The 21,510-nt window shown below is 60.6% G+C and carries 14 protein-coding genes and 7 pseudogenes; 9 read left to right on the top strand and 12 right to left on the bottom strand.

Annotation, left to right across the window (positions count from 1 at the left end):
* Positions 1–79: 79 nt before the first annotated feature.
* From N7E02_RS04705 to N7E02_RS04680, 6 genes and pseudogenes are all read right to left on the bottom strand, one after another.
* Positions 80–958 carry an SIS domain-containing protein gene (locus N7E02_RS04705; RefSeq protein ID WP_286578906.1) on the bottom strand — a complete coding sequence of 293 codons (879 nt, stop codon included), beginning with the start codon at positions 956–958 and terminating at the stop codon, positions 80–82.
* A gap of 74 nt (positions 959–1,032) precedes the next feature.
* Positions 1,033–1,902: an MBL fold metallo-hydrolase gene (locus N7E02_RS04700; RefSeq protein ID WP_286578905.1), complete on the bottom strand. Its 870-nt coding sequence runs from the start codon at positions 1,900–1,902 to the stop codon at positions 1,033–1,035.
* A complete protein-coding gene (locus tag N7E02_RS04695) occupies positions 1,899–2,828 on the bottom strand; it encodes a phosphoglycerate dehydrogenase (protein WP_286578904.1) in 930 nt (309 codons plus the stop codon). Before N7E02_RS04695 ends, N7E02_RS04700 begins: the two co-directional genes overlap by 4 nt.
* A 3-nt stretch (positions 2,829–2,831) precedes the next feature.
* A complete protein-coding gene (locus N7E02_RS04690) occupies positions 2,832–3,785 on the bottom strand; it encodes a shikimate dehydrogenase family protein (RefSeq protein WP_286578903.1) in 954 nt (317 codons plus the stop codon).
* Positions 3,782–4,435: a bifunctional 4-hydroxy-2-oxoglutarate aldolase/2-dehydro-3-deoxy-phosphogluconate aldolase gene (gene eda / locus N7E02_RS04685; RefSeq protein ID WP_286578902.1), complete on the bottom strand. Its 654-nt coding sequence runs from the start codon at positions 4,433–4,435 to the stop codon at positions 3,782–3,784. Before eda ends, N7E02_RS04690 begins: the two co-directional genes overlap by 4 nt.
* 24 nt (positions 4,436–4,459) lie before the next feature.
* A pseudogene (locus N7E02_RS04680) lies at positions 4,460–5,034 on the bottom strand (glucose-6-phosphate isomerase family protein).
* A 272-nt stretch (positions 5,035–5,306) separates the two neighbouring features.
* Here N7E02_RS04680 and N7E02_RS04675 point away from each other — a divergent pair.
* From N7E02_RS04675 to N7E02_RS04640, 9 genes and pseudogenes are all read left to right on the top strand, one after another.
* Positions 5,307–6,269 carry a substrate-binding domain-containing protein gene (locus N7E02_RS04675; RefSeq protein ID WP_374730631.1) on the top strand — a complete coding sequence of 321 codons (963 nt, stop codon included), beginning with the start codon at positions 5,307–5,309 and terminating at the stop codon, positions 6,267–6,269.
* 209 nt (positions 6,270–6,478) lie between these two features.
* Positions 6,479–6,841, top strand: a pseudogene (locus N7E02_RS30165) (ATP-binding cassette domain-containing protein); the annotation flags it as partial.
* Between the two features lie 36 nt (positions 6,842–6,877).
* Positions 6,878–7,915, top strand: coding sequence for a sugar ABC transporter ATP-binding protein (locus N7E02_RS04670; RefSeq protein ID WP_445344458.1), 1,038 nt, complete (start codon positions 6,878–6,880; stop codon positions 7,913–7,915).
* 12 nt (positions 7,916–7,927) lie between these two features.
* Complete coding sequence (locus tag N7E02_RS04665; RefSeq protein WP_374730627.1) at positions 7,928–8,905, top strand: ABC transporter permease; 978 nt, start codon at positions 7,928–7,930, stop codon at positions 8,903–8,905.
* Between the two features lie 21 nt (positions 8,906–8,926).
* Positions 8,927–10,429: a xylulokinase gene (locus N7E02_RS04660; RefSeq protein WP_286578900.1), complete on the top strand. Its 1,503-nt coding sequence runs from the start codon at positions 8,927–8,929 to the stop codon at positions 10,427–10,429.
* The gene (locus N7E02_RS04655; RefSeq protein ID WP_286578899.1) at positions 10,426–11,118 is read left to right on the top strand and encodes an HAD family hydrolase; all 693 of its coding nucleotides are present in this window, start codon (positions 10,426–10,428) and stop codon (positions 11,116–11,118) included. The genes N7E02_RS04660 and N7E02_RS04655 overlap by 4 nt, the downstream gene beginning before the upstream one ends.
* Positions 11,105–11,877 (top strand): annotated as a pseudogene (locus N7E02_RS04650) (SDR family NAD(P)-dependent oxidoreductase). The gene N7E02_RS04655 and the pseudogene N7E02_RS04650 overlap by 14 nt, the downstream one beginning before the upstream one ends.
* Positions 11,868–12,956 (top strand): glycerol dehydrogenase, encoded by a 1,089-nt coding sequence (locus N7E02_RS04645; RefSeq protein WP_286578898.1) that lies wholly within the window; start codon positions 11,868–11,870, stop codon positions 12,954–12,956. Before N7E02_RS04650 ends, N7E02_RS04645 begins: the two are co-directional and overlap by 10 nt.
* Before the next feature lie 20 nt (positions 12,957–12,976).
* A pseudogene (locus N7E02_RS04640) lies at positions 12,977–13,722 on the top strand (SDR family NAD(P)-dependent oxidoreductase).
* A gap of 334 nt (positions 13,723–14,056) precedes the next feature.
* On the opposite strand, the gene N7E02_RS04635 reads toward N7E02_RS04640, so the two are convergent.
* From N7E02_RS04635 to N7E02_RS04605, 6 genes and pseudogenes are all read right to left on the bottom strand, one after another.
* Complete coding sequence (locus N7E02_RS04635) at positions 14,057–15,115, bottom strand: ABC transporter ATP-binding protein (protein WP_286578897.1); 1,059 nt, start codon at positions 15,113–15,115, stop codon at positions 14,057–14,059.
* A 10-nt stretch (positions 15,116–15,125) separates the two neighbouring features.
* Positions 15,126–17,215 (bottom strand): annotated as a pseudogene (locus tag N7E02_RS04630) (ADP-ribosylglycohydrolase family protein).
* A 13-nt stretch (positions 17,216–17,228) separates the two neighbouring features.
* A pseudogene (locus tag N7E02_RS04625) lies at positions 17,229–18,061 on the bottom strand (carbohydrate ABC transporter permease).
* Positions 18,058–18,903: a carbohydrate ABC transporter permease gene (locus tag N7E02_RS04620; RefSeq protein ID WP_286578896.1), complete on the bottom strand. Its 846-nt coding sequence runs from the start codon at positions 18,901–18,903 to the stop codon at positions 18,058–18,060. Before N7E02_RS04620 ends, N7E02_RS04625 begins: the two are co-directional and overlap by 4 nt.
* Before the next feature lie 101 nt (positions 18,904–19,004).
* Positions 19,005–20,308 (bottom strand): annotated as a pseudogene (locus N7E02_RS29455) (ABC transporter substrate-binding protein).
* Positions 20,305–21,300, bottom strand: coding sequence for a LacI family DNA-binding transcriptional regulator (locus N7E02_RS04605; RefSeq protein ID WP_286578893.1), 996 nt, complete (start codon positions 21,298–21,300; stop codon positions 20,305–20,307). Before N7E02_RS04605 ends, N7E02_RS29455 begins: the two are co-directional and overlap by 4 nt.
* Positions 21,301–21,510 lie beyond the last annotated feature (210 nt).

The raw sequence follows: 21,510 nt of genomic DNA, 5'->3' as shown, positions 1-21,510 counted from the left end.
TTAGTGATCGGGGGGCACAACTGGACACAAGTCCGAACCCGATCAAGACCTCAAAACCCGGTTGAACTGTGTAAGCAGGTCAAATCGGTTGCATCTTACGCATGTCACTGAGCTGTCGCTTCATCTGATGTATGCGAGCCTGATCATCCGCCGGTCGACGCATCGCGACGCTTGTTGAGAGAATGTCGATGACGACCAAGGCCGCAATCCGAGAGATCGTTGGCGTGTACATATTCGTGTTCTCGAGCGTCTCGACGATCAGGGAGACGTCACAATAATGGGTGAGCGGCGAATCCGAACCGGTCAGACAGATCACGGTCGCACCATTCTCGTGGGCGATCCGGGCAATCTCGATTATTGAGCGCGTCGTGCCCGTGTTGGAAATGACGAAGGCCACATCGCCTGGCTTCATCATCGAGGCGACCATCAGCTGCTGGTGAGAATCGAGCTCCGCCACGCAGGGCACACCAAACAGCGGAAATTTCTGCTGCGCATCGCGTGCAACGATGCCAGACGCTCCGAAGCCGAAGAAAACAATCGCTCTTGCCGCCGCAAGAATATCGATCGCCTTGTGGAGCGCCTCCTTGTTCAGCCGCGAGCGCGCCCAGTCGAGACTGGTCATCGTATAATCGAAAATCTTCTCGGCAACGATTTCGGGCTCATCCGTGTCGAGCAGGACCGAATGGGTCGCCGGCGTGCCAAAGGCGAGGCTCTGGGCAAGCTTGATCTTGAAGTCCTGAAAGCCGCTGCAGCCGATCGCAGTGGTGAAGCGCAATACGGTCGGCTGGCTGACATCCGCCAGCTGCGCGGTCTCACCGACCGTCGCGTTCATGATGCGGCGCGGATCGTCGAGCACGATATCGGCGACCTTGCGGTCGGACTTGCGAAGCTCCGGTCGCATCGTCCTGATGACCTCGATAATGTTGCGGCCGCTATTGCGTATGACTTCAGTATCCATCGGGTTCTGCCTTCTGTGCCGGCCCGTTCATAAGCTAAATCCGGTGTCGTGAAAATGGAACCGGCCGCCTGACATCACGCGCCGTGCCATTCGTAGCATATGCCGACCTTCGCACGGAAAAGATCCGTCGTTTGACTTGAGGCTGCGGCGGCATCGATATTTGCCGGGCTTTCGGTATTGAAATCGAAGAGGCCGTAATGATGCGCGACAAGATGGGGGGCACCGATGGCGTCGGCGATCGATATGGCTTCGGCAACCGTGAAATTGCCCGGCACGCCATTGTCCGACAGTTCAGGCCTGCGCCCATTGACCGGCAGAAGCGCCATATTGGGTGCGTAGGGAGCGACTTCCTCAATGAGGCCGTCGAAGGGGACGCAATCGCCCGAATGCCAGATGCGAATGCCAGCGGCCTCGAAAACATAGCCGAGAAACCGATGGTGACCTTCACTGTCCGTTTCCAGCGTTTCATGGGCTGCGCGAGTTGCCGTGATCGAAAGGCCGGGGAAAGGCTCGATCGTCTGGCCGGCATCGATAAGGACCAGTCGTTCTTCCGCAACACCGGAACGGGCCAGCGCTTGGGCGAGGGCGGCACGGGGCGCCGCGAGCCTTGCCTGCGGATTGGCTTTCAGCAAAGGCGGCAGCGTGCCGGGATCCATATGGTCGGTATGGGCGTGGGTGGAGAGAACGAGGTCCACCCGGCCAAGACTTTCCGGCAGGATTGGCGGCGGCATCATTCGGATATGCGGACGTGCGGTGCCGCGATATTTTTCCGCCAGTGAATTCGAGAGATAGGGGTCGATGACAAGCCGCCGGCCGTCCATTTCGAGAACGAAACCGGCCTGGCCGAGCCAGTAGAAGCGGACACCATCGGCAGCGGGCCCGGAAAGCCGCTCCGCCAAGGGGCCATCGAATACGGTCTCGACCAGCCGGCCTGCCATCGTCATGCCCCTAATGCGGTCAGGAGATTGTCGGCGGCAATACGCGTGGCGCGCTCGACGCTTTCGGTGGTGAAGCCGCCGATATGGCTCGTTGCGATGACGTGGGGATGGGCGGCGAGCGTCAACGATGCCGGCGGCTCCTCATCGAAGACATCCGTCGCATAGGCGCCGACGCGGCCATCCTCCAGCGCCTCGATCAGGGCGGCCTCGTCGATCAGCTTCGAACGGGCCGTGTTGATGATCACCTGGCCCTGTTTGCAAATTGCCAACCGCTCTTCGGTCAGAAGCGCGCTGCCGTCACGGGGAAGCGGGCAATGCAGGGACAGAATGTCCGCTTGCGCAACGATCTCGTCGACCTCGGCATAGGTGAAGGATGCGGAGGGTAGGTCGAGGTTTGGCCTTACCGGATCGAAGGCGATGACATTGGCGCCGAGCGCAATCGCCATGCGCGCGACCTCGCGGCCGATCGCTCCGCAGCCGATGACACCGATGGTGCGGCCGCGCACTTCCATGCCCCGCACGCGCGGCCATCCGCCGGACTTGATGCCGGCATCGGCGAGCGGGATGGACCGCATGGCGCTAAAAATCAGGCCGATGGTCAGTTCGGCGACACCGAGCGAATTGGCGCCCTCGGCGAGCATGATCTGCACGCCGCGCTGGTTGAGGGTCTCGATCGGCAAATTGTCGACGCCGACGCCGTTGCGGCTGATCACTTTCAGCTTTTCCGCAACGGCGATAATCTTTGGCGTCACCGGCTCGACACCCGCCAGCCAGCCGACGCAATCGGGAACGAGTGTCATCAGTTCCTGCTCGGTCGGCATGGCGCCGGCTGTGGAATAGACGATCTCGAAGCCGAGATCCCGAAGGCGCTCGACTTCGGGATGCGGTTCCGCGGTGAGCGAGCGAGGGGTTACGAGAATGCGCTGGTTCATGTCCTATCTCCCCGCAGCCTGAAGAGCGATCCTGGAAATCTCGTCGAAAGCCGGACCGGAGGTCGGGATCGCCACGTCGAAAACCTCGGAGATCACCTGCGTCCAGCCATGCAGGAAATAGGTCCAGCCATCCTCCACCTGCAGCGATTTCTCCGCTTCCTGCCGGCGGGCCTGATCGAGGAAGACGAGATCGCCGCGGTAATTCAGGTCCCAGACGACGGATTTTTGCGGAAACTGAGCCGCATCGGTCAGCGGCGATCCGGGTGCATCCTTGCCGAGGCCGGTGGCATTGATCACCAGCGATCCGGGCTTCAGCGTCTTCAGAACGGCATCATTGGCTTCCGCCGTCTCGGCCAGAAGATATTCGACCGACACGTCGGTCTCGATCTGGGCGTGGATGCGCCTGATCTCATCCAGCCTGTGCCGGCTGCGATTGGTGACGACGATCCGGCCCGGTACGTTTTTTCCACGACTGCTGCGCATCAGATGCCATGTGATGGCAATGGTCGAGCCGCCCGCGCCCATCGAGAACAGGTCGGCATCGTGCTCGGCAAAATAGTTTTCGCCGAGAAAACCGTCGATGGCAAGACCCGACGAGATCGGGTCCTTGGCGTGGCAGATCAGTTTGCCGTTTCGCTTCGAGATACAGCTCGTCTCGTCCATCAGCAGCGCATGCTGGTCGATCACATCGAACAGGTCGCGGCAGGCGTGAAACAGGTCGATCTTGTGGGTGGTGACAAGCGCGCCGAGCGAAAGCGGATCATCGCGTATGAATTCCACTGCCCTGCGATAGGCGGCGGGATCGTCATGCAGCTTGAAATCGATGCCCTTGATTACCGCACCCTTGAGGCCGAGATATTCGGCCCAGGCGGGAAACACCTTCATGATCGAACTTTTGCCCGTGGTCACGCCGATGAAATAGAGCGTGGGCTGAGTGGCCGGCTGATAGGAGCTCACTGGCGTTTCTCCAGCGCTTCGTGGGCTACCTTCACCGCCGCCTTGGCATTCTTGGCGATCTCGGCAAAACGGCCGTCGCGAATGTCTTCGGTCTTGGCGATCCAGGTTCCGCCGACGGCAACGACCTGGCGGATGGCAAGCCAGTCGCCGATCGTCGACTCGGTAACGCCACCGGTCGGAATGAAGCGGATGCCGCGATGCGCAAACGGCGCCGAAATGCCGGAAAGTGCCTTCGGGCCACCGGCAAGCCCGGCCGGGAAGAATTTCGCAAGACGGACACCGCGGGCCGCTGCAAGCGTCAGGTCGGAGGGCGTCATGATGCCGGGGCAGAAGGGAAGGTTTGCGGCCTTCGCCGCATCGACGATATCAGGATCGTAGCCGGGCGCGAGGCCGAAACGGGCGCCGGAAGCGATTGCGCGGTCGAGGTTCGGTTTTTCGAGAATTGTGCCGGCACCGATGCAGAGTTCAGGACGTGCATCGCGCATGGCGGCGAGCACATCGGCGGCGGCCTCGGTGCGGAAGGTGATTTCGGCAACCGGCAGGCCGCCCTCAAGAAGCGCATCGGCCAGCGGAACCGCATCGCTTGCACGCTCAATGGCAATGACCGGGACCACGCCAAGCCCGGCGATGATGTCGATTGGATCTTTCATGGAAACTCCTGTCTTTTGCCCTGATCAGGCATAGGTCTTCATCAGGCCGCGGGCGGTTTCGCTGCTGCGCGGCGTGTAGGCTGTATTTTCGACCAGTTCCCAGCCGCCCGTGTCGGTCGCGTAGACGCGATGGCGCATGCCGTTCGAGTTCTCGATGATGCCGTAGTCCTGGCCGCTGTCGGACGGGTAGGCGAAGACCATGACCAGATCCTCGGTGCCGACATTGATCGAGCGGTGGATCCAGAATGGTGGGACATAACAAATCGTCTGCGGGCCGATCTCGACGATGCGCGTCTCCCTTCGGGCGATTCGAGCTGCATCAGGCCGCGGCCTTTCTGGCCGTAATAGATCTCCGGCCTGTCGGCCTTCGCATGTATGTGACCGCGGGTCATAAAATATTCGCGGCCGATGCGGCCCGGATTCATGCGGGTGACGCCGTAGATCAGATCGCCGCTATGGGTGCCGGGCTTGAAGTCTTCCACGTCGTAGACGACCGGATCGCCAGTGGATCTGACAAGCGCCTCATGGGCATCGGCATCCGCATAAAGACCCGTCAGGTCGCTCAAGCGCTTCTCGTAACGGCCCGTATTGCCGCTCATCCCCCGGCGATTGCGTCCACGACGCTCGTAACAGGCTCTCGTAACATGCAGATCTCCTCCAATCGGTAGTAAAACTACATAAAATGATATAATGAGACGTGCAAGTCCTATTTATCGCTGCGTTGCAGCATCAAATTTCCGTTTTACGTAGGAAAATAACGTTGACGGATGGTTTTTATGTAATTACGCTACATATGGCTTTTGAGAAATGGCGGACCCAGAAGGGTCGTGGGAGCTCAGATTCGCCCTAAGGAGGAGAGATTATGAAGACTGTGAAAACTGCCGCATTGCGGCTCGCACTGGCCGCCGCAGGTTCGTTGGTGGCAATGACCGCGGCCCAGGCCGCCGATTGCAAGATCGGCATTTCAATGAAGACGTTGGACGCGCCGTATTTCGCTGCCCAGGAAGTTTCGGCTAAGAAGAAGGCCGAAGAACTCGGTTGCGAAGTAATCTCCGTCGATGGCCAGAATGACCTCAACAAACAGGTTGCCGATGTCGAGGACATGGTGGCGCAGGGGATCGATGCTCTCATCATAAATCCGCGCGACAGCAAGGGGCTTGTACCGGCGGTCAATTCCGCAACGGCAGCCGGCGTGCATGTCTTCGTCATCGATTCCACGATCGATCCGCAGGCCAATTTTGTGACGCTCGTTCAGTCCTCGAATACGCAGAACGGTTTGCTCGTCGGCCAGTGGTTGGCCAATGCCACCAAAGGCAAGGATCTGAAGATTGGGTTGATCTCCGGCGACAAGGGCAATGAAGTCGGCCAGGAACGGCGCCTCGGTGTGCTGGCCGGCCTGCTCGAAGGTCAGCTTCGCAATGAAGGCCGCGCGCGTTTCGAGGTCGTCGGCCAGGGCTGGGGTGCCTGGACGAATGAAGGGGGCCTGAAGGCGATGGAAGACCTTCTTACGGCCAATCCCGATATTAATGTCGTTCTCGGTGAAAACGACTCAATGGTCCTCGGCGCGGAAAAGGCGCTTGGTGACACGAAAGACGTTTTGCTGCTGGCCGCTGCTGATGGTCAGAAGGAAGCGCTCCAGGCCATCAAGGATGGCAAGTATGGTGCGACTGGTCTGAACGATCCAGCGATCGTCGCCGCGACGGCTGTCGACCTCGCCAAGAAGGCTGTCGATGGCGAGCTTCCGGAGGGGATGTCCAAGATCACCTATACGACGCCGATGGCCATCACCAAGGATAACGTCGAGCAGTATCTGAAGAAGGATGCGGTGTTTTAAGCACCATCGTCCCGCGCGGCCGGCGTCGAACGAGGCCGGCCGCATCCTTGTCACTGAGCGGAGGGCTTTCTCCCTGCCGCGATGTCCTGTCGGCACATGAGAGATGCCGACGGTACAGGGATCAGAATTCGGCTATGAAAAATTTGGTAGTACTCAGCGGTATCCGCAAATCCTTCGGTGGCGTCCGGGCTCTTCAGGGCGTGGACTTCACCCTGCGCCCCGGTGAGGTTCATGCGCTGCTCGGAGAAAACGGCGCCGGCAAATCGACGCTCATGCGCGTTCTCGGCGGCGAACACGTGCCGGATGCCGGTACGGTCGTGGTATCTGGCGAGCGCCGGCAGTTTCGCGGCCCGATGGATGCGCTCGGCAAGGGTATCGCCATAATCCATCAGGAAATGGCGCTGGCAACCGATCTGACCGTCGCCGAAAACATCTTTCTCGCCGAAATCCCCTCGCTGATCTCGTGGCGGGACCTCAATCGCCGGGCAAAGGAACTGATCAACAGCCTCGGCTTCTCCATATCGCCGTCGGCCACTGTTTCCGATCTGTCTGTGGCCCATCAGCAGGTGGTCGAGATTGCCAAGGCACTCTCCCACAATGCCAGCGTGATGGTGTTCGACGAGCCGACCGCCGTGCTTTCGACGCAGGATGCCGAACGGCTGCTTAAGATCATTGCGACGCTTCGCGAACGCGGCGTCGGGATCATCTATATCTCCCACCGTCTCGATGAGGTTTTTCGCATCGCCGATCGCATCACGGTGATGAAGGACGGCGCATCGGTTGCGACCGTCCAGCGCACGGATGTCGAGATCAACGACGTGATCCGCATGATGGTCGGCCGTTCGCTGAAGGCGCTGTTCGGCGAGGATGTCGAGCGCGCGGTTGGCGACGAAGCCATCCGGATCGACGAACTTTCGGATGGAAACCGCATCAAGGGCGCCTCGCTCAGCCTGCGCGCCGGCGAGATCGTCGGGCTTGGCGGTCTTGTCGGGGCCGGCCGGACAGAACTCGTACGCATGATTTTCGGGGCGGAAAAGGCGCGATCCGGAAAAATCTTCATCCGCGGCCGCGAGGTGAAGATGAAGAGCCCGCGTGACGCCATCAGGGCAGGCATCGGTCTCGTGCCGGAAAGCCGCAAGGAACAGGGCCTCGTTCTCGACTTCCCGATCCGCGTCAACGCGACGATGGCGCGGCTCTCTCCTCTCGTCAACATGTTCGGCTTTGTCCGGCGTTCGGCCGAAAAATCCACGGTCGAAAAGCTCGCATCCCGCCTTCGTCTCAAGGCCGGCAGCCTCGACGACCCGGCCTCCAGCCTCTCCGGCGGCAACCAGCAGAAGGTCGTGCTCGCCAAGTGGTTTCATGCCGATGGCGACGTCCTGATTTTCGACGAACCGACGCGCGGCGTCGATGTCGGCGCCAAGTCGGAGATCTACTCGCTGATCAAGTCGCTTGCCGCCGAGGGCCGCGCGATCCTGGTCATCTCCTCCGAGCACCTGGAACTGTTCGGCTTGTGCGACCGCATTCTCGTCATGCGCGAGGGACAGCTGACCGGATCGCTTCAGCCGGACGATTATACCGAAGAAAACCTGCTGCGGCTCGCAATGGTCAATTCCGTGACCAGGCCTGAGACCGCTCCGACACCATGATTGGGTAATGCCGTGACAGATATCACAGAAACCGCACCCCGCTCGCATTCGCTGAACATCGGCAACCTGTTGCACCGCTACGGCACGGTCGCGATCCTGATCGCGCTCCTGATCGTCGCAACGCTGATGTCGGACGTTTTCCTGACCCAGCGGAACCTTATCAACGTGCTGCGCCAGAGTGCCGGCACCAGTCTGATGGCGATGGGCCTGCTCTTTGTCATCCTCACCCGAGGGATCGACCTGTCTGTCGGCTCTATCGCTGCACTCGGCAGCGTCATCTGCGCCATCCTCATCCAGCAATATGGGACCGGGATGTCGATTGGCGCAGCACTTCTGGCCGGCGGTGCCTGCGGGCTCGTCTCGGGCATCCTTGTGGCATTTCTGAAACTGCCGCCTTTCGTCACGACTTTGGCGATGATGACGGTTGCCCGCGGCTTGTCGCTCACCGTCTCGTCGGGGCAGCCGATCCAGATGGGTGATGCCGGCATGATGATCGTCAACTTTGGATCGATGTCGTTTGCCGGTCTGCCCTATCCGGTCTGGCTGATGGCGGCGGTCTTCGTAGTCGCCGGCATCGTCTTGTCGCTGACCCGCTTCGGCCGGCTGGTGAAGGCGATCGGTTCGAATGTCGAGGCTGTCCGCCTGTCCGGCATTCCGGTCGCCTTCTACACGACCTCGGTCTATGTCATCTCCGGCGTACTTGCGGCAGCGGCCGGTATCGTCTCCACCAGCCGCACGGGCATCGGCTCGGCCAATATCGGTGTCGGCGCCGAACTCGATGCGATTGCGGCCGTGGTGATTGGCGGTGCCAGTCTGATGGGCGGCCGCGGCGGTGTGGTCAACACCTTCATCGGCGTGCTTGTGCTCGGGATTATCGCGAATATGATGAACTTGGCGCGCGTGCCCGGTTATCACCAGCAGGTGTTCATGGGATGCATCATCATCGGTGCCATGCTGCTGCAATACGCCTCGAACTGGTTCCGCAAGTAAGCCGCAATCCAAAGCAAAGACATGTCAAAAGACCTCTTTCTCGCAATCGATGTCGGGACGGGCAGCGTCCGGGCGGCGCTGCTCGATACACACGGCAAGATCCTTGCCGTCACCAGCCGCGAACATGACCAGATCGTTCCCCAGTTCGGATGGTCGGAACAGCGGCCGCGGGATTGGTGGGCGGGCGTTGCCGCCGCAACGCGCTCGGTGCTTGCCGAACTGCCGGATGCAGCAAGCCGGATTGCGGCTGTCGCCGCCTGCGGCCAAATGCACGGAACGGTTCTGGTCGACGATCGTGGCGAACTGGTGCGCGAGACGGTACCACTCTGGAACGACAAGCGCACAGTCGACCATGTAACGGCCTTCGAAGCGGAAAACCGTCCCGAAAGCTATCTTGCGGACTGCGCCAATCCGCCGACCCCGGCCTGGCCGGGTTTCAAGCTGCAATGGCTGCGCGACAATGATCCTTCTGCCTATCGCAACACCGCAGCCGTGCTGATGCCGAAGGATTTCATCAATCTGCGCCTGACCGGCGAGATCGCTATGGACCGCGGTGACGGCGGGGCAAGTTTTCTCATGGATCCCCGCACCGGCGACTGGTCGCAAAAGATGGTCGCGCTGCTTGGCCTGGATCGTGAAAAACTCGCTCCGCTGCGCAATCCGGTGGAGATCCTGGGCTCGGTTACGGCACAGGCTGCCGTGGAGACCGGCCTTCTGGAAGGCACGCCGGTTCTGGTCGGCGGTGCCGATTATCCGGTCGCACTTCTCGGCTCCGGCGTCTGCCGGCCGGGCGTCGGGTCGGAAGTGATGGGCACATCCGCCATCATCACAGCGATCGCCAGCCAGCCCCTGCTTGATCCCTCCGTCTGCAATGTCGGCACCGTCGAGGGCAATTGGGGTGCCTTCATGCTGCTGGAATCCGGCGGCGATGCCATGCGCTGGGCGCGCCGCGCCTTCCATGACAAGCAGTTTTCCTACGAGGATATCGTTGCAAAGGCGGCCGAAGCGCCGGCCGGGTCCGAACGGCTGTTCTTCATGCCCTATCTCACCGGCGAACGGCTGGGAGACCACCGCAACGCCCGGGCGCAATATTTCGGGATCGGCGCCGGCCATGGCCTTGCGCATATGCACCGGTCGATCCTCGAAGGCGTCGCCTTCGCGGTGAAGCGGCATATCAACATTCTAGACAGGATTTCAGGCGCACCGCTGGAGCGCGTGATTGCCTCGGGCGGCGGCGCGAAGACTAAACTCTGGCTGAAGATCAAGGCGAGTGTCTACGACATCCCGATCCTCGTGCCGCGGGAAGCCGAATGCGGACTTGTGGGCTGCGGCATCATGGCAGCGACGGCCACGGGGCGGTTTTCCGATCTGCAGGCGGCGGCCGATGCCTATGTCGCCTATGATGAGGAGATCCGGCCCGATCCGGCATGGGCGGATACCTATCGTCCCATGCAGACCTTCTTCGAAAAGCTCTATCAGCACAGCCAGACGCTTTACGACGACCTCGACAGGCTGCCGCAATGACGACGCGTGCCGTACTCTTTGATATGGACGGGACGCTTGTCGACAGCGAGCCGACCCATTTTGCCGCCATGGTGGCGGTGCTTCGAAACCACGGCCATACGGTGCCGGACGGGCTTTCGGAAGAGATCACCGGCATGACCGGCGAAGCATGCCATGCGCTGCTGTGCGACAGGCTGGGGCTTGCGCTTTCCTTCACTGACCATGCCGCCGCCAAAAATACGACCTATCTGGAAATGGCCGCCTCGCTATCATGGCGGCCATCGGCCGAGGCTGTGATCGCTGCCCTGAAGCGCGACGGTATTCCCCACGCGATCGTCTCGAATTCGGACCGCATTCTGGTCGATGCGAACCTGCGCGCCATCGACCTGCAGCGGCCCGGCCTGGTCTCCGTTACGCGCAACGACGTGCGCAACGGCAAGCCGCATGCGGAGCCCTATCTCCGCGCCGTCTACCTGCTCGGGCTTGATCCTGCGGATTGCATCGTCGTGGAAGACAGCGTTCCCGGCGCCGTTGCCGGCCTTGCCGCGGGCATGACCGTGATTGCCTGGCCGGAGCCGGGCCGCGAAGACCTCGTCTTTCCGGCCGACGCAATCCTCGCCGACCCGCATGATCTGATGCCGACATTGAGCGCTTGCCTCGCCACGGCGCCGAAAACACCCGCAAAGGAAATTGTCCATGTATCTCGATAGATTCAAGCTGACCGACAAGATCGCCGTCGTGACGGGAGCGGCAAGAGGCATCGGCTATGCCGCTGTCGAAGCCCTTTGCGAGGCCGGCGCGACGGTCGTGCTGACCGACATGAATGCCGAACTGCTGGAAAAGGCCGTCGGCGAACTTAAAGCCAAGGGTTTCAAGGTCGAGGGCGAACTGCTCGACGTTACCGATGTCGAAGGCGTGAAAACCGTCCACGACGCCATCCTCGCTCGCCACGGCCGTGTCGATGTCCTCGTCAACAATGCCGGCATCGCCATCAGCAATCATCCGGCCGAAACCATGGCGGACGAGGTCTGGAACAAGGTGATCGACGTCAACCTGAACGGCGTGTTCTGGTGCTGCCGCGCCTTCGGCAAGACCATGCTGGAACAGGGGGCGGCAGCATCGTCAATGTCGGATCCATGTCCGGCTTCATCGTCAACCGACCACAGGAACAGGCAAATTACAACGCCTCCAAGGCCGCCGTTCATCACCTAACGAAGTCGCTTGCGGCCGAATGGGGTGCGCGGGGCGTGCGCGTCAATTCCGTGGCGCCGACCTATATCGACACCGAAATGAACAAATACGTCTACGACGACCCGGAAATGTACCGCCACTGGGTCGGCGGCACGCCGATGAACAGGCTCGGCCGCACCGACGAGGTGGCCTCCGTCATCCTTTTCCTTGCCAGCGAAGCATCCAGCCTGATGACCGGCTCGATCGTGCTTGCTGACGGAGGATATGTATGCTGGTAAACGCTTTGGCCGGCACCGCCCGCGGCGCCCGTTTTCCCGGGCGTTATATCCAGGCGGCGGGCGCAATCGGGATGCTGGGTGCGGAGGCCGCCGGTTTCGGCCATCGCGCCGCGGTTCTCGTCGATCGCGGTATCTACGACATGTTGGAAGCTACTCTTTCTGCAGCGCTTGAAGGACATGTCGAGGCCCGGTTGATCCGCCATGGCGGCGAATGCTCCGAGAGCCAGATCGCCGCACTCTCCGCCTCGGCGCGCGATGGCGCAGCCGAGGTCATCATCGGTGTTGGCGGCGGCAAGGCGCTCGACACGGCAAAGGCCGCGGCCCGCGATCTCGGCCTGCCGGTCATCATCTTTCCGACGATTGCGGCATCGGATGCGCCCTGCAGCGCGCTTGCCGTCGTCTACAACGATGACGGTACCGTCGCCTATGACACGTTCCTGCCAAGAAACCCCGATCTTGTCCTGGTCGATACGGCCCTGATCGCCAAGGCCCCAGCCCGTTTTCTCGCGGCCGGAATAGGCGATGCGTTGGCGACATTCTACGAGGCGGATTCCTGCCGCCGCAGCGGTGCGTTCAACTGCATGAAAATGCCGGGTGTCAGCCTTGCCTTCGAAGTCGCGAGGGCTTGCCGGGACACGATTTTCGAATTCGGCGCAGCCGCACTGGCGGATTGCGATGCGGGAGAGGCGAGCCCTGCGCTGGAGCGGATCGTCGAAGCGAATATTCTTCTTTCGGGGATCGGCTTTGAATCCGGCGGCGTGGCGGCAGCGCATGCGATCCATCATGGCCTTTGCGAACTCGAGGATGTTCACCACCATCTGCACGGGGAAAAGGTCGCAATCGGTGTTCTGGCAGGCCTGAAGCTTCACGGGCAGGATGAGGAATTCCGAAAGGTCCGCGACTTCTGCCTGTCGGTGCGCCTGCCGACCCGGCTCGCCGATATCGGCATCGTCGATGCTTCCGAGGCAAAACTCGCGATCGTCGCAAAACGCGCCTGCCGGCCCGGCGAAATCATTCACAACGAGCCCATTACGGTGACGGAAGCAATGGTCGTCGCTGCCTTGAAGGTACTGATCTGAAAGCATGAGGGGAGGAAACCATGCAGGAGATTTCGGCGTTCGGACCATTTTTGCACGGCAGGACCGTGGTTGTTTCCGGCGGCACGAGCGGAATCGGGCTCAGCGTCGCGGAGGGGTTTGCAAAAGCCGGCGCTGAGGTGATCGCCACAGGCAGTTCGCAGAACAGGCTGCAGGCAGCGGCCTCGGGAGAGGTTCCTAAGGGCCTTCGCTTCGAGCAACTTGATGTTCGCGATGGTGAAGCGGTATCTCGCTTCTTTGCCGGGCTCGATCAGCTCGACGTGCTGGTCAATTGCCAGGGCATCGCCCGGCCCGACGCCGAATGGGAGGAAGAGGTCTTTCTCGACGTCATGGACGTCAATCTCAACAGCGCCATGCGCCTGTCGCGCGCGGCTTTCCCCTGCTGAAGGCAAGCGGCGGCTGCATCGTTAACTTTGCCTCGATGCTGAGCTATCTCGCCGATGAGAGCGTGCCCTCCTACACCGCGAGCAAGACCGGCATTGTCGGACTGACACGTGCGCTTGCGCATAAATATGGCCGCGACGGCGTGCGCGTTAACGCCGTCGGCCCCGGTTATCACAGGACGGAAATGACGAAGCCGCTCTGGTCGGTCGCCGAAAGCGAAAGGAAGATCGCGGATCGTTCAGCGCTGAAGCGTTGGGGAACCACCGAGGATTTGGTCGGGCCCGTCCTTTTTCTGTGTTCACCTGCCGCAACCTTCGTGACTGGAGTTACCTTGCCGGTCGACGGCGGATATCACTGCGGGTAACCGAACCATTCCAATCAAAGAAGAGTGTGCATTTCCGGATGTTTGCCATCGTCTGGGCCGCGGCTTGTTTCCGTTCAAGACCATAGTTGATAGTATGGGAAAATGAAGCGGTTCCTACGGCACGAGCATTGAGATGCCGGCAACGGCGCGGCGTTCGATTTCTTCATGAAGCGCAGAGGGGCGCCGTGCTAAAGTCTCGCAGTTAACCTTTGGCCAGCCGGCGGACGCGCCGATGGACATGCTGGTCCGGCCAAAGCGTATAATGTCAGCGGAAAAGGCAGGCGGTCGGCGTAGATCCCGTCGAAGACGACATCGCGCCCTTATCCGTTTCTCTTCACCCAATTCGCTTGCCGTTATCCTTTTCGAAGAAATGTGTTGCACCGCGAGCCAGCGATAGAGATAGACGGTTCCCAACGTCGAAAGTGGGACGGGCACGAAGTACGACGGAAATCATCTGACCGTTGACCGACATCTCGACGAACGTTTCCGATCCGGTTGGCTCGATGTTCTCGACGGTCGCCTGAAGCCCGCTCCCTGTTGCAACATCGATTTCTTCCGGTCGTTTGCCGACAAGGATTTCCTGACCGTCGCGCGCCGCCGTCGGGGGCGATAAGCCGATTGCACTCCCATCCTCAAGGACCAGATCCGTTCCCCTGACCACCGTGGAAAACAGGTTCATTGCGGGGGATCCGATGAACTGCGCCACGAATGCATTTGCCGGCCGGTCATAAAGCTCCAACGGCGTACCGACCTGCTCGATGATGCCGCTCTGCATGACGACGATCCGGTCCGCCATCGTCATGGCTTCGATCTGGTCATGGGTGACATAGATCATGGTCGTGCGGAGCCTACGATGGAGCGACTTTATCTCACCACGCATCTGAACCCGCAGCTTCGCATCAAGATTGGAAAGTGGCTCGTCGAACAGGAAGACCTGGGGATTGCGGACGATTGAACGTCCCATCGCGACACGCTGCCGTTGGCCGCCCGAAAGCGCCTTCGGCTTGCGGTCGAGAAGCGGAACGAGACCGAGAATCTCGGCGGCTTGGCGAACCTTCTTCGCCTTTTCCTCCTTACTGGCGCCGGCAAGCGTCAGCGAAAAGGCCATGTTTTCCTCCACCGTCATATGCGGATAAAGCGCGTAGTTCTGGAAGACCATGGAGATATCGCGGCTCTTCGGCGGCAGGTCGTTGACCACGCGATCGCCGATCGAAATTCTGCCGCCGGAGATCTCTTCGAGCCCTGCAATCATCCTCAGCAGGGTCGACTTGCCGCAGCCCGACGGGCCGACAAGCACGACGAATTCGCCGTCGGCGATCTCGGCGTCGATGCTGTGGACCACCTGCAGGCTGCCGTATTTCTTGACGACCTTGTCGATTGTAACACTGGCCATGATCGTCTCCTCAAACTGCCCGGATGCGGATGCGTGTGGAGGACAAGGCGCCCTCGTGAATTTCCATGCCCGCCGAACCTCCGGCAAACATGCCGTCCTGCGCCTCGAGCGTGAGATCGCCGACCTTGACGGTGATCTGTTCACCCTTGGCCGATGCGACCATGGTGAAGGCGGTCTCAAACGGGATATCGAGCGCTGCCGATGCGAGGATCTCTTCCGTCTGATCCCGACGCCTTACGATCTGCAGTTCGCCCTTGCGGGTGAGGCGGGCGGCATAATAGCGGCGCTGTCCTTCCGCGCGCAGCACGAGGCCACCGAAATCGCCGAGATGTAGCATCAGGTCGGCTTCGACGGCATAGTCCGTCCAGTCGCGTGTGCCCTGGAGGATCAGGCCCGAACCGCGGTTCTGGCTGATGCGGATGTCCTGCGGAAAATGCTTGGAGAAGAAATGGACATTGGAGACCCAGGCGCGACGCCAGAAGTCGCCCGCACCCTCCGGCCGCCGGAAGGTCACGTCCGGGCATCCGTCCCAGGTCAGCGAATCGACGAGAACGCGGCCGTTGGCGCGACCGTCAGCGGCCGACAGGACAACGCCGACCTCGGCGATAGGCTGAAAGCCGGTTTCTGGAACGATCCATTCGAGCGTTGCGGTCTCGCCCGCCGAAAGCAGTTTTCCGGTCGGCATGTCGATGTCAACGAGCTTGTCGTTGCTATCGTAATGGCGGATGCGAAGCTTTGCCTCGACTGACCCGCTATTGCCGGCCTCGGCGCTGACAGAGGCGCGCAGTGTCTGGCCGGCATGGATGCGCGGGCTCGCCATCAGATCGTAGGTCCGCATTTTCAGGACGTCGAGTGGCGTGAAGACCGGCGTGGTCGCCGCCGCTTCGCGACCAGGCGCCAGTGCGCGGAAATCGAGTGCCAGCGCCTTGCCGGTGCCGGTTACCGTCAGACCATCGAGCGCAATCTGGCCGGGTTGCGCGCGAAAGCCCTGGACGGCGCCCGGCAGCGAGAAGTGGAACTTGGCACCGTTCTTCGGAGCAGGCTCCGCGGTAACACCGGCCAGCTTGCGGCCGAGGTTGGCGAGCCAGAGCGCGGTATCGACGGCATCATTGACCGAGCGGCCGCCGTCGGCAGACGAGATATACATCCGGTCGGCGACGGGGCCACGCCAGTCCGGACCGGCATCAAGTCCGTCCAGTCCGAGCATGATGCCGTGAAGGCAGCCGAGATTGCCGGCATTGCAGTCGGTGTCCCAGCCAGAGGTGTTGACGATCATTTGGCCGCGCTGGAAATCGTGCGGGGCGTGCAGGAGCGCCATGATCATCAGTGCGTGGTTCGGTACAACATGGCAATTGCCCGGATATTTGTCGTATCCGTAATTGTCCTCGATCTTCTGACGCGTTGCTTCCCAGTCCTCGTTGCCGGACGTCCACTTACGGATATCGGCGATCAGTTTGGCAATCAGGCTGTCCTTGGGGATATGGGCAAGGCCGGTATCGAGCAGATGGTCGACGTCCTTGCTGAGAAATGCTTCGGCTTCCATCGCGGCCCACAGGACTGCTGCGTGGACCGCCTCGCCGTCATGGCTGACGGAGCCTGCGGCCCGCGCGAGCTTGGCTGCCTGTGCCGGGTTGCCGGGGAGACAAGTGCCCAGCCGTCGATGAAGATCTGTGCGCCGATCTGTTCGGCGACAGTTGCGCCGTTGGTCTCGATCGAGCCGGACGCCGGGGCAGGGATGCCACGCGCGAGATTGAGCCAGGCGGTATGCTCAGTGGAGTTGCCGGCGCCTCCCCACCAGAGGATCGAGCGCTCCTCGATGATGTAATTCATCCAGGCCTTGCCGATATCCTCCGCCGACAGATCCGGAGAAATACCGTAGTCGTCGAGCGCGCGGGGGAAGGTGAAGGTTCCGGCGACGTCGTCGTCGGTGACGACGAGCGGATCACCCAGCCGGTCGTGAACGTAATAGGTGATGGGACCGAGCTTTTCGAGAATGTCCTTGTAGCGCCAGTTCTCGAACGGGCGGCCGAGATAAACGCCAATCAGCTTGCCGAGGACGCCTGCATAGACGCGGTTGTTGTAGTCTGCGGGAATGGACATGCGATACTCCTTGTTAGCCCTTCACCGAACCGCCGGCCATGCCGTCAATGAAGCGGCGCTGCAGAAGAACGAAGAGAATGACGATCGGAAGGATGATGATGAGTGCGGCGGCCATGATCACACCCCAGTCGGACGAGTACTGGCCGGAGAGAAGGAAGAAGGACACGACCGCGGTCAGCTGCTCCTGTCCCTGCAGGAAGGTCGTGGCGATCAGGAACTCGTTCCACGAATAGAGCCCGATGATCAGCGCGACCGTCAGGATCCCGGGCGAGACAATGGGAAGGAAGACCTTGGTGAAGACCTGCCAGTGCGTGGCACCGTCGATCAGGGCAGCTTCTTCCAGTTCCTTCGGTACGGCCAGGAAATAGGTGCGCAAAAGCATGATCGCGAAGGGGAGTACACCGCCGTGTAGATAAAGGAGACGGCAATTGGATTGTTGATCAAACCGAACCGGGCGAACCCAAAGTAAAGTGGGAAGAGAAACAGCTGGATCGGCGCGGTGGTGCTGGCCAGAAGATAGAATGTCAGGATTTTCCACGTCTTGATCTTGCGTCGCGCCAAAACATAGGCGGTCAGCGAGCCCGTCGTGCAGACGAGCACGATCGTCATTGCCGTGAGGACGGCGGAGTTCAAAAGCGTGCGCCCGAAATTGGCGTCGCTCCAAGCACGAGAGAAATTATCCCAGCGCAGTTGCGACGGCCAGGCTAGCGGGTTCTGCACGATCTCTGCCGACGGCTTAATCGAATTCAACACCATAAGCGCGATCGGGAAGAGTGTGATGATCAAAAGCACTGCAAGCGTGAAGTGAACCAGCCACCGTGTTACGCGGCTTTCGGACATGTTCATTGGTCGAACTCCTTGGCCTGGGCACGGATGTAGAAGACGGTTGCGGCCAGACCGAACAGGCTGATAACGACAGAGATCGCCGCTGCCTTGCCGACCGCCAGGTCATAGAAGGCGGATCGATAGGCGAAGGTCGACAGGACTTCGGAGGAGTAGGCAGGGCCGCCCTGGGTGAGGATGTAAACGAAGTCGAAGACCAGGAATGACCAGATCACCGTCATGATCATCATTAGCGTGATCGTCGGCATGATGCCGGGCAGAAGCACGTAGCGGATCGTCTGCAGGAAAGTTGCCCCCTCGACGCGGGCGGCCTCGATCTGCTCGGCCGGCACCTGCCGCAGTGCGGCAAAGAAGATGACGCAAAGAAAACCCCACCAGTGCCAGAGATCGACGACTGCAATGCCGTAGAGTGCGCTCGAGGTTTCCGTCAGGGGATTGGCGATATCGATACCGTATCTCTGCAAGAGGCCGGTCACGCCCGTCACGGGCGAATAGATCATGCCCTGCCAGACACGGCCGGTGATTGCGGTCGCAATGATGACGGGCAGGAAATAGATGACCTGGAAGAAATTTGAGCTGCGCCGGGCGACGAGCATCATCGTCGCCGCCAAGAGGCCCATCGTGATCGGGACGATCAAAAAGATGATCGTCCAGATGATGTTGTTGGTCAGAGCGGTCCAGAAGACGCTGTCGTCCCAGAGCGCACGGAAATTGTCGAGACCGACAAAGATCGGATCGCTGATGCCGTCCCACTCGAAAAACGCGAGCATCACGGTCAAGAGCGCCGGTATGGCAATGATGACGACATTGATGACCAATGTCGGCAAGACGTAGAGGCGATGCATGAGGTTAACCTTTCGAGACCGACCGGTCCTTGTCCCCCGCCGGTCGACGGCGGAGGGTGAAAGCGTGCGACCGGAAAGCGGTCCGCAATCTGCAATCGAGGTTAGCGGGCCGGGACGGCGGGCGCCTTTCCGGCCTTCATTTCCTTCTGGAAGGAAGCGTCAAGCTTGGTGAGGAAATCCTGCGTCGTGGCCTTCTTCAGCCAGACCTCCTCAATGCCGTTGATCACGTAGCTGTCCGTCGCCGGCGGCAGGAAGGTCCAGGTCGTGTAGCCATAGTTGCCCTCGTTCACGGCGGCCGACAATGTCTGCATGGTCTCCGTGAAGAGCGGTGCCACCTCGCTCGTCATCTTGACGTTGGAAATGTCCTTGAGCGGCACGTTCCATTCACCCTGCCAGGCCGAGTTCATCGAGCCGTAGATTTCCGGCGAGAAGACGTAGTTGATGACGGAAGCCGCGCCGTCCGCATTTTTGGCGCGTGTGGCGATCGAGAAGGTCGAGCCGACACCGAGCGGGAAGACCGGATCGCCGCTGGCGCTCGGGAAGCCGACGAAGCCCGCTTCGGAACCTGCCTTCTTGCCATAGGTGGCCACATTCTGAAATTGCCATGTGCCGGTCGGCATCATGCCGGCCCGGCCAGATGCCATCATGTCTGCCGCCTGTTCGCTGCTGGTCAGCGAGAAATAGTTCTTGCCGAAATAGCCCTTCTGCCACCAGCCATTCAGACGATCGATCGCCTGCACGAAGGGTTCGGCCGTCCAGGGCATCTCGCCGCGGAGTGCCTTGTTGAGGTTTTCGGGGCCTGCGACCGAATTGAGCGCCAGGGTCACGAACCATTCGTTGGCACCGCGCCAATCGGCATTGCCGGCCGCAAACGGCGTGACCCCGGCCGCCAGCATCGCGTCGGCGACCTTTTCGAGTTCGTCGAGCGTCTTCGGTGCCTGCCAGCCGTTTTTTCGAACAGCGTCTTGTTGTAGAACAGGCCGACGGTCTCGTAGGTCTTCGGCAGGGCGTAGAGCTTGCCGTCATATTCTCCCATCTTCAGGAAGACCGGGAGGATGCGGTCCTGCCACTTGTATTTCGCCGCATAGTCGTCGAGCGCCATTAACTGGCCGGACTGGGCCATCGGCGCAACATAGCTCGGCCCCGCAGTATAGACGACATCGGGGCCGTTGCCGGACAGCATGGCGACGCGCAACTGCTTGTCCAACTCGCTGCCGCGGTAATCGACGCTCAATGCATAATCCGGATTGGCCTTGTTATATGGCTCGATGATGTTCTGCTGGATGAGTTTTTGCTGATCGGGCGTTGCTTGCTCATACCACCAGGATACGCGTTCCTGAGACACTGCCGCCTGAGCCGTGCCAACGAGCAGGACGGTGGCGATCAAAAGCCGGTTCTTGGTCATAGACTTCTCTCCCTAGTCGAATGATGTTGTTCCTGCCTATGCGGCGGCGACGCCACCGAAGCCCGGATGATGAGCTCGTATGGCATCTCCTCGGCGCGGCCCGGGTCCGTCTTCCCGTCGGCCAGGCGCGCCAGCAGTCGTTCTGCGGCCCGCGCTCCGATCTGGTCCTGGAACTGGGCCACTGTCGTCAAGGCTGGCGTCACGAGCGCGGAGGCGAGGATGTCGTCGAAGCCGGCCACGGAAATATCCCTGGGTATCGATAGGCCGTGTGAGATCAGGCTCTGCATCACGCCGATCGCCATAAGGTCATTGGCGGCAACGATCGCGGTCACGGTTTTGCCGCTTGCAATCAGGTTGTCGGCCGCCTTGCGGCCTCCTTCGACCGTGAAATGAGGGGCCTCCAGCACGATCGGAGCCGCGTCGATGGTGGCCATCGCGCTCAAATAGCCTCTCAGCCGGACCTGTTGCGGGCCACCGGGTGCTGCGATCATCGCCACTGCGCGATGACCGATGTGCAACAGGTGTTCTGTTAGCGCCCGCGCCGCCGCTTCATTGTCTATGAACAGATCATCAATTGGCAGCGAACCGCCAGCCTTGCGACTGACTTCGATCCGAACAACCGGAACTCCCGACTTTCCAAGCGGAGCAAGCTCCTTCGCGCCGAGATTGAAGAATACACCAACAATTCCATCGAACCGGCCTTGCTTTGCCGCGGCGACGACCTGCCTCTCGTTACTCAATTTTCCTTCGGTGTCGATGGTTATGACTTCATATCCCGCAGCGCGAACCACACGCTGCACGGCAACGACGAGCGAAGGATAGAACGGATTGGCGAGATCAGGCACGACACAGGCGATCACATGGCTGCGCTGTGTGCGAAGGGCCTGAGCGAAGCGATTTGGCTGATAGCCAAGCTCTGTGATTGCTTTCTCCACCCGTTCGGCAGTGTCGACAGATACCTTGTCTCGCCCACCGTTCAGAACGAGCGACACTGTTGCTTGGGCAACGCCTGCAAGCTCTGCAACTTCCCTTTGGGTAATTCTCCGCCCGCGCATCTCAGTCCTTTATTGATACGTATCAGTAAACTACTGCTACGTATCAATAAGTCAACAGCATGCAAATTGTGAGCATAATGCCGATTTTTGTACCGACCGTTTTCGATAAGCATTTTAGTAGATGCGGAGGCTGGAAAAATATCTCTT

The sequence above is a fragment of the Terrirhizobium terrae genome (genome assembly GCF_030323265.1).
Taxonomy (GTDB): domain Bacteria; phylum Pseudomonadota; class Alphaproteobacteria; order Rhizobiales; family Rhizobiaceae; genus Neorhizobium.
This window is presented reverse-complemented; position numbering and strand designations above follow the sequence as displayed.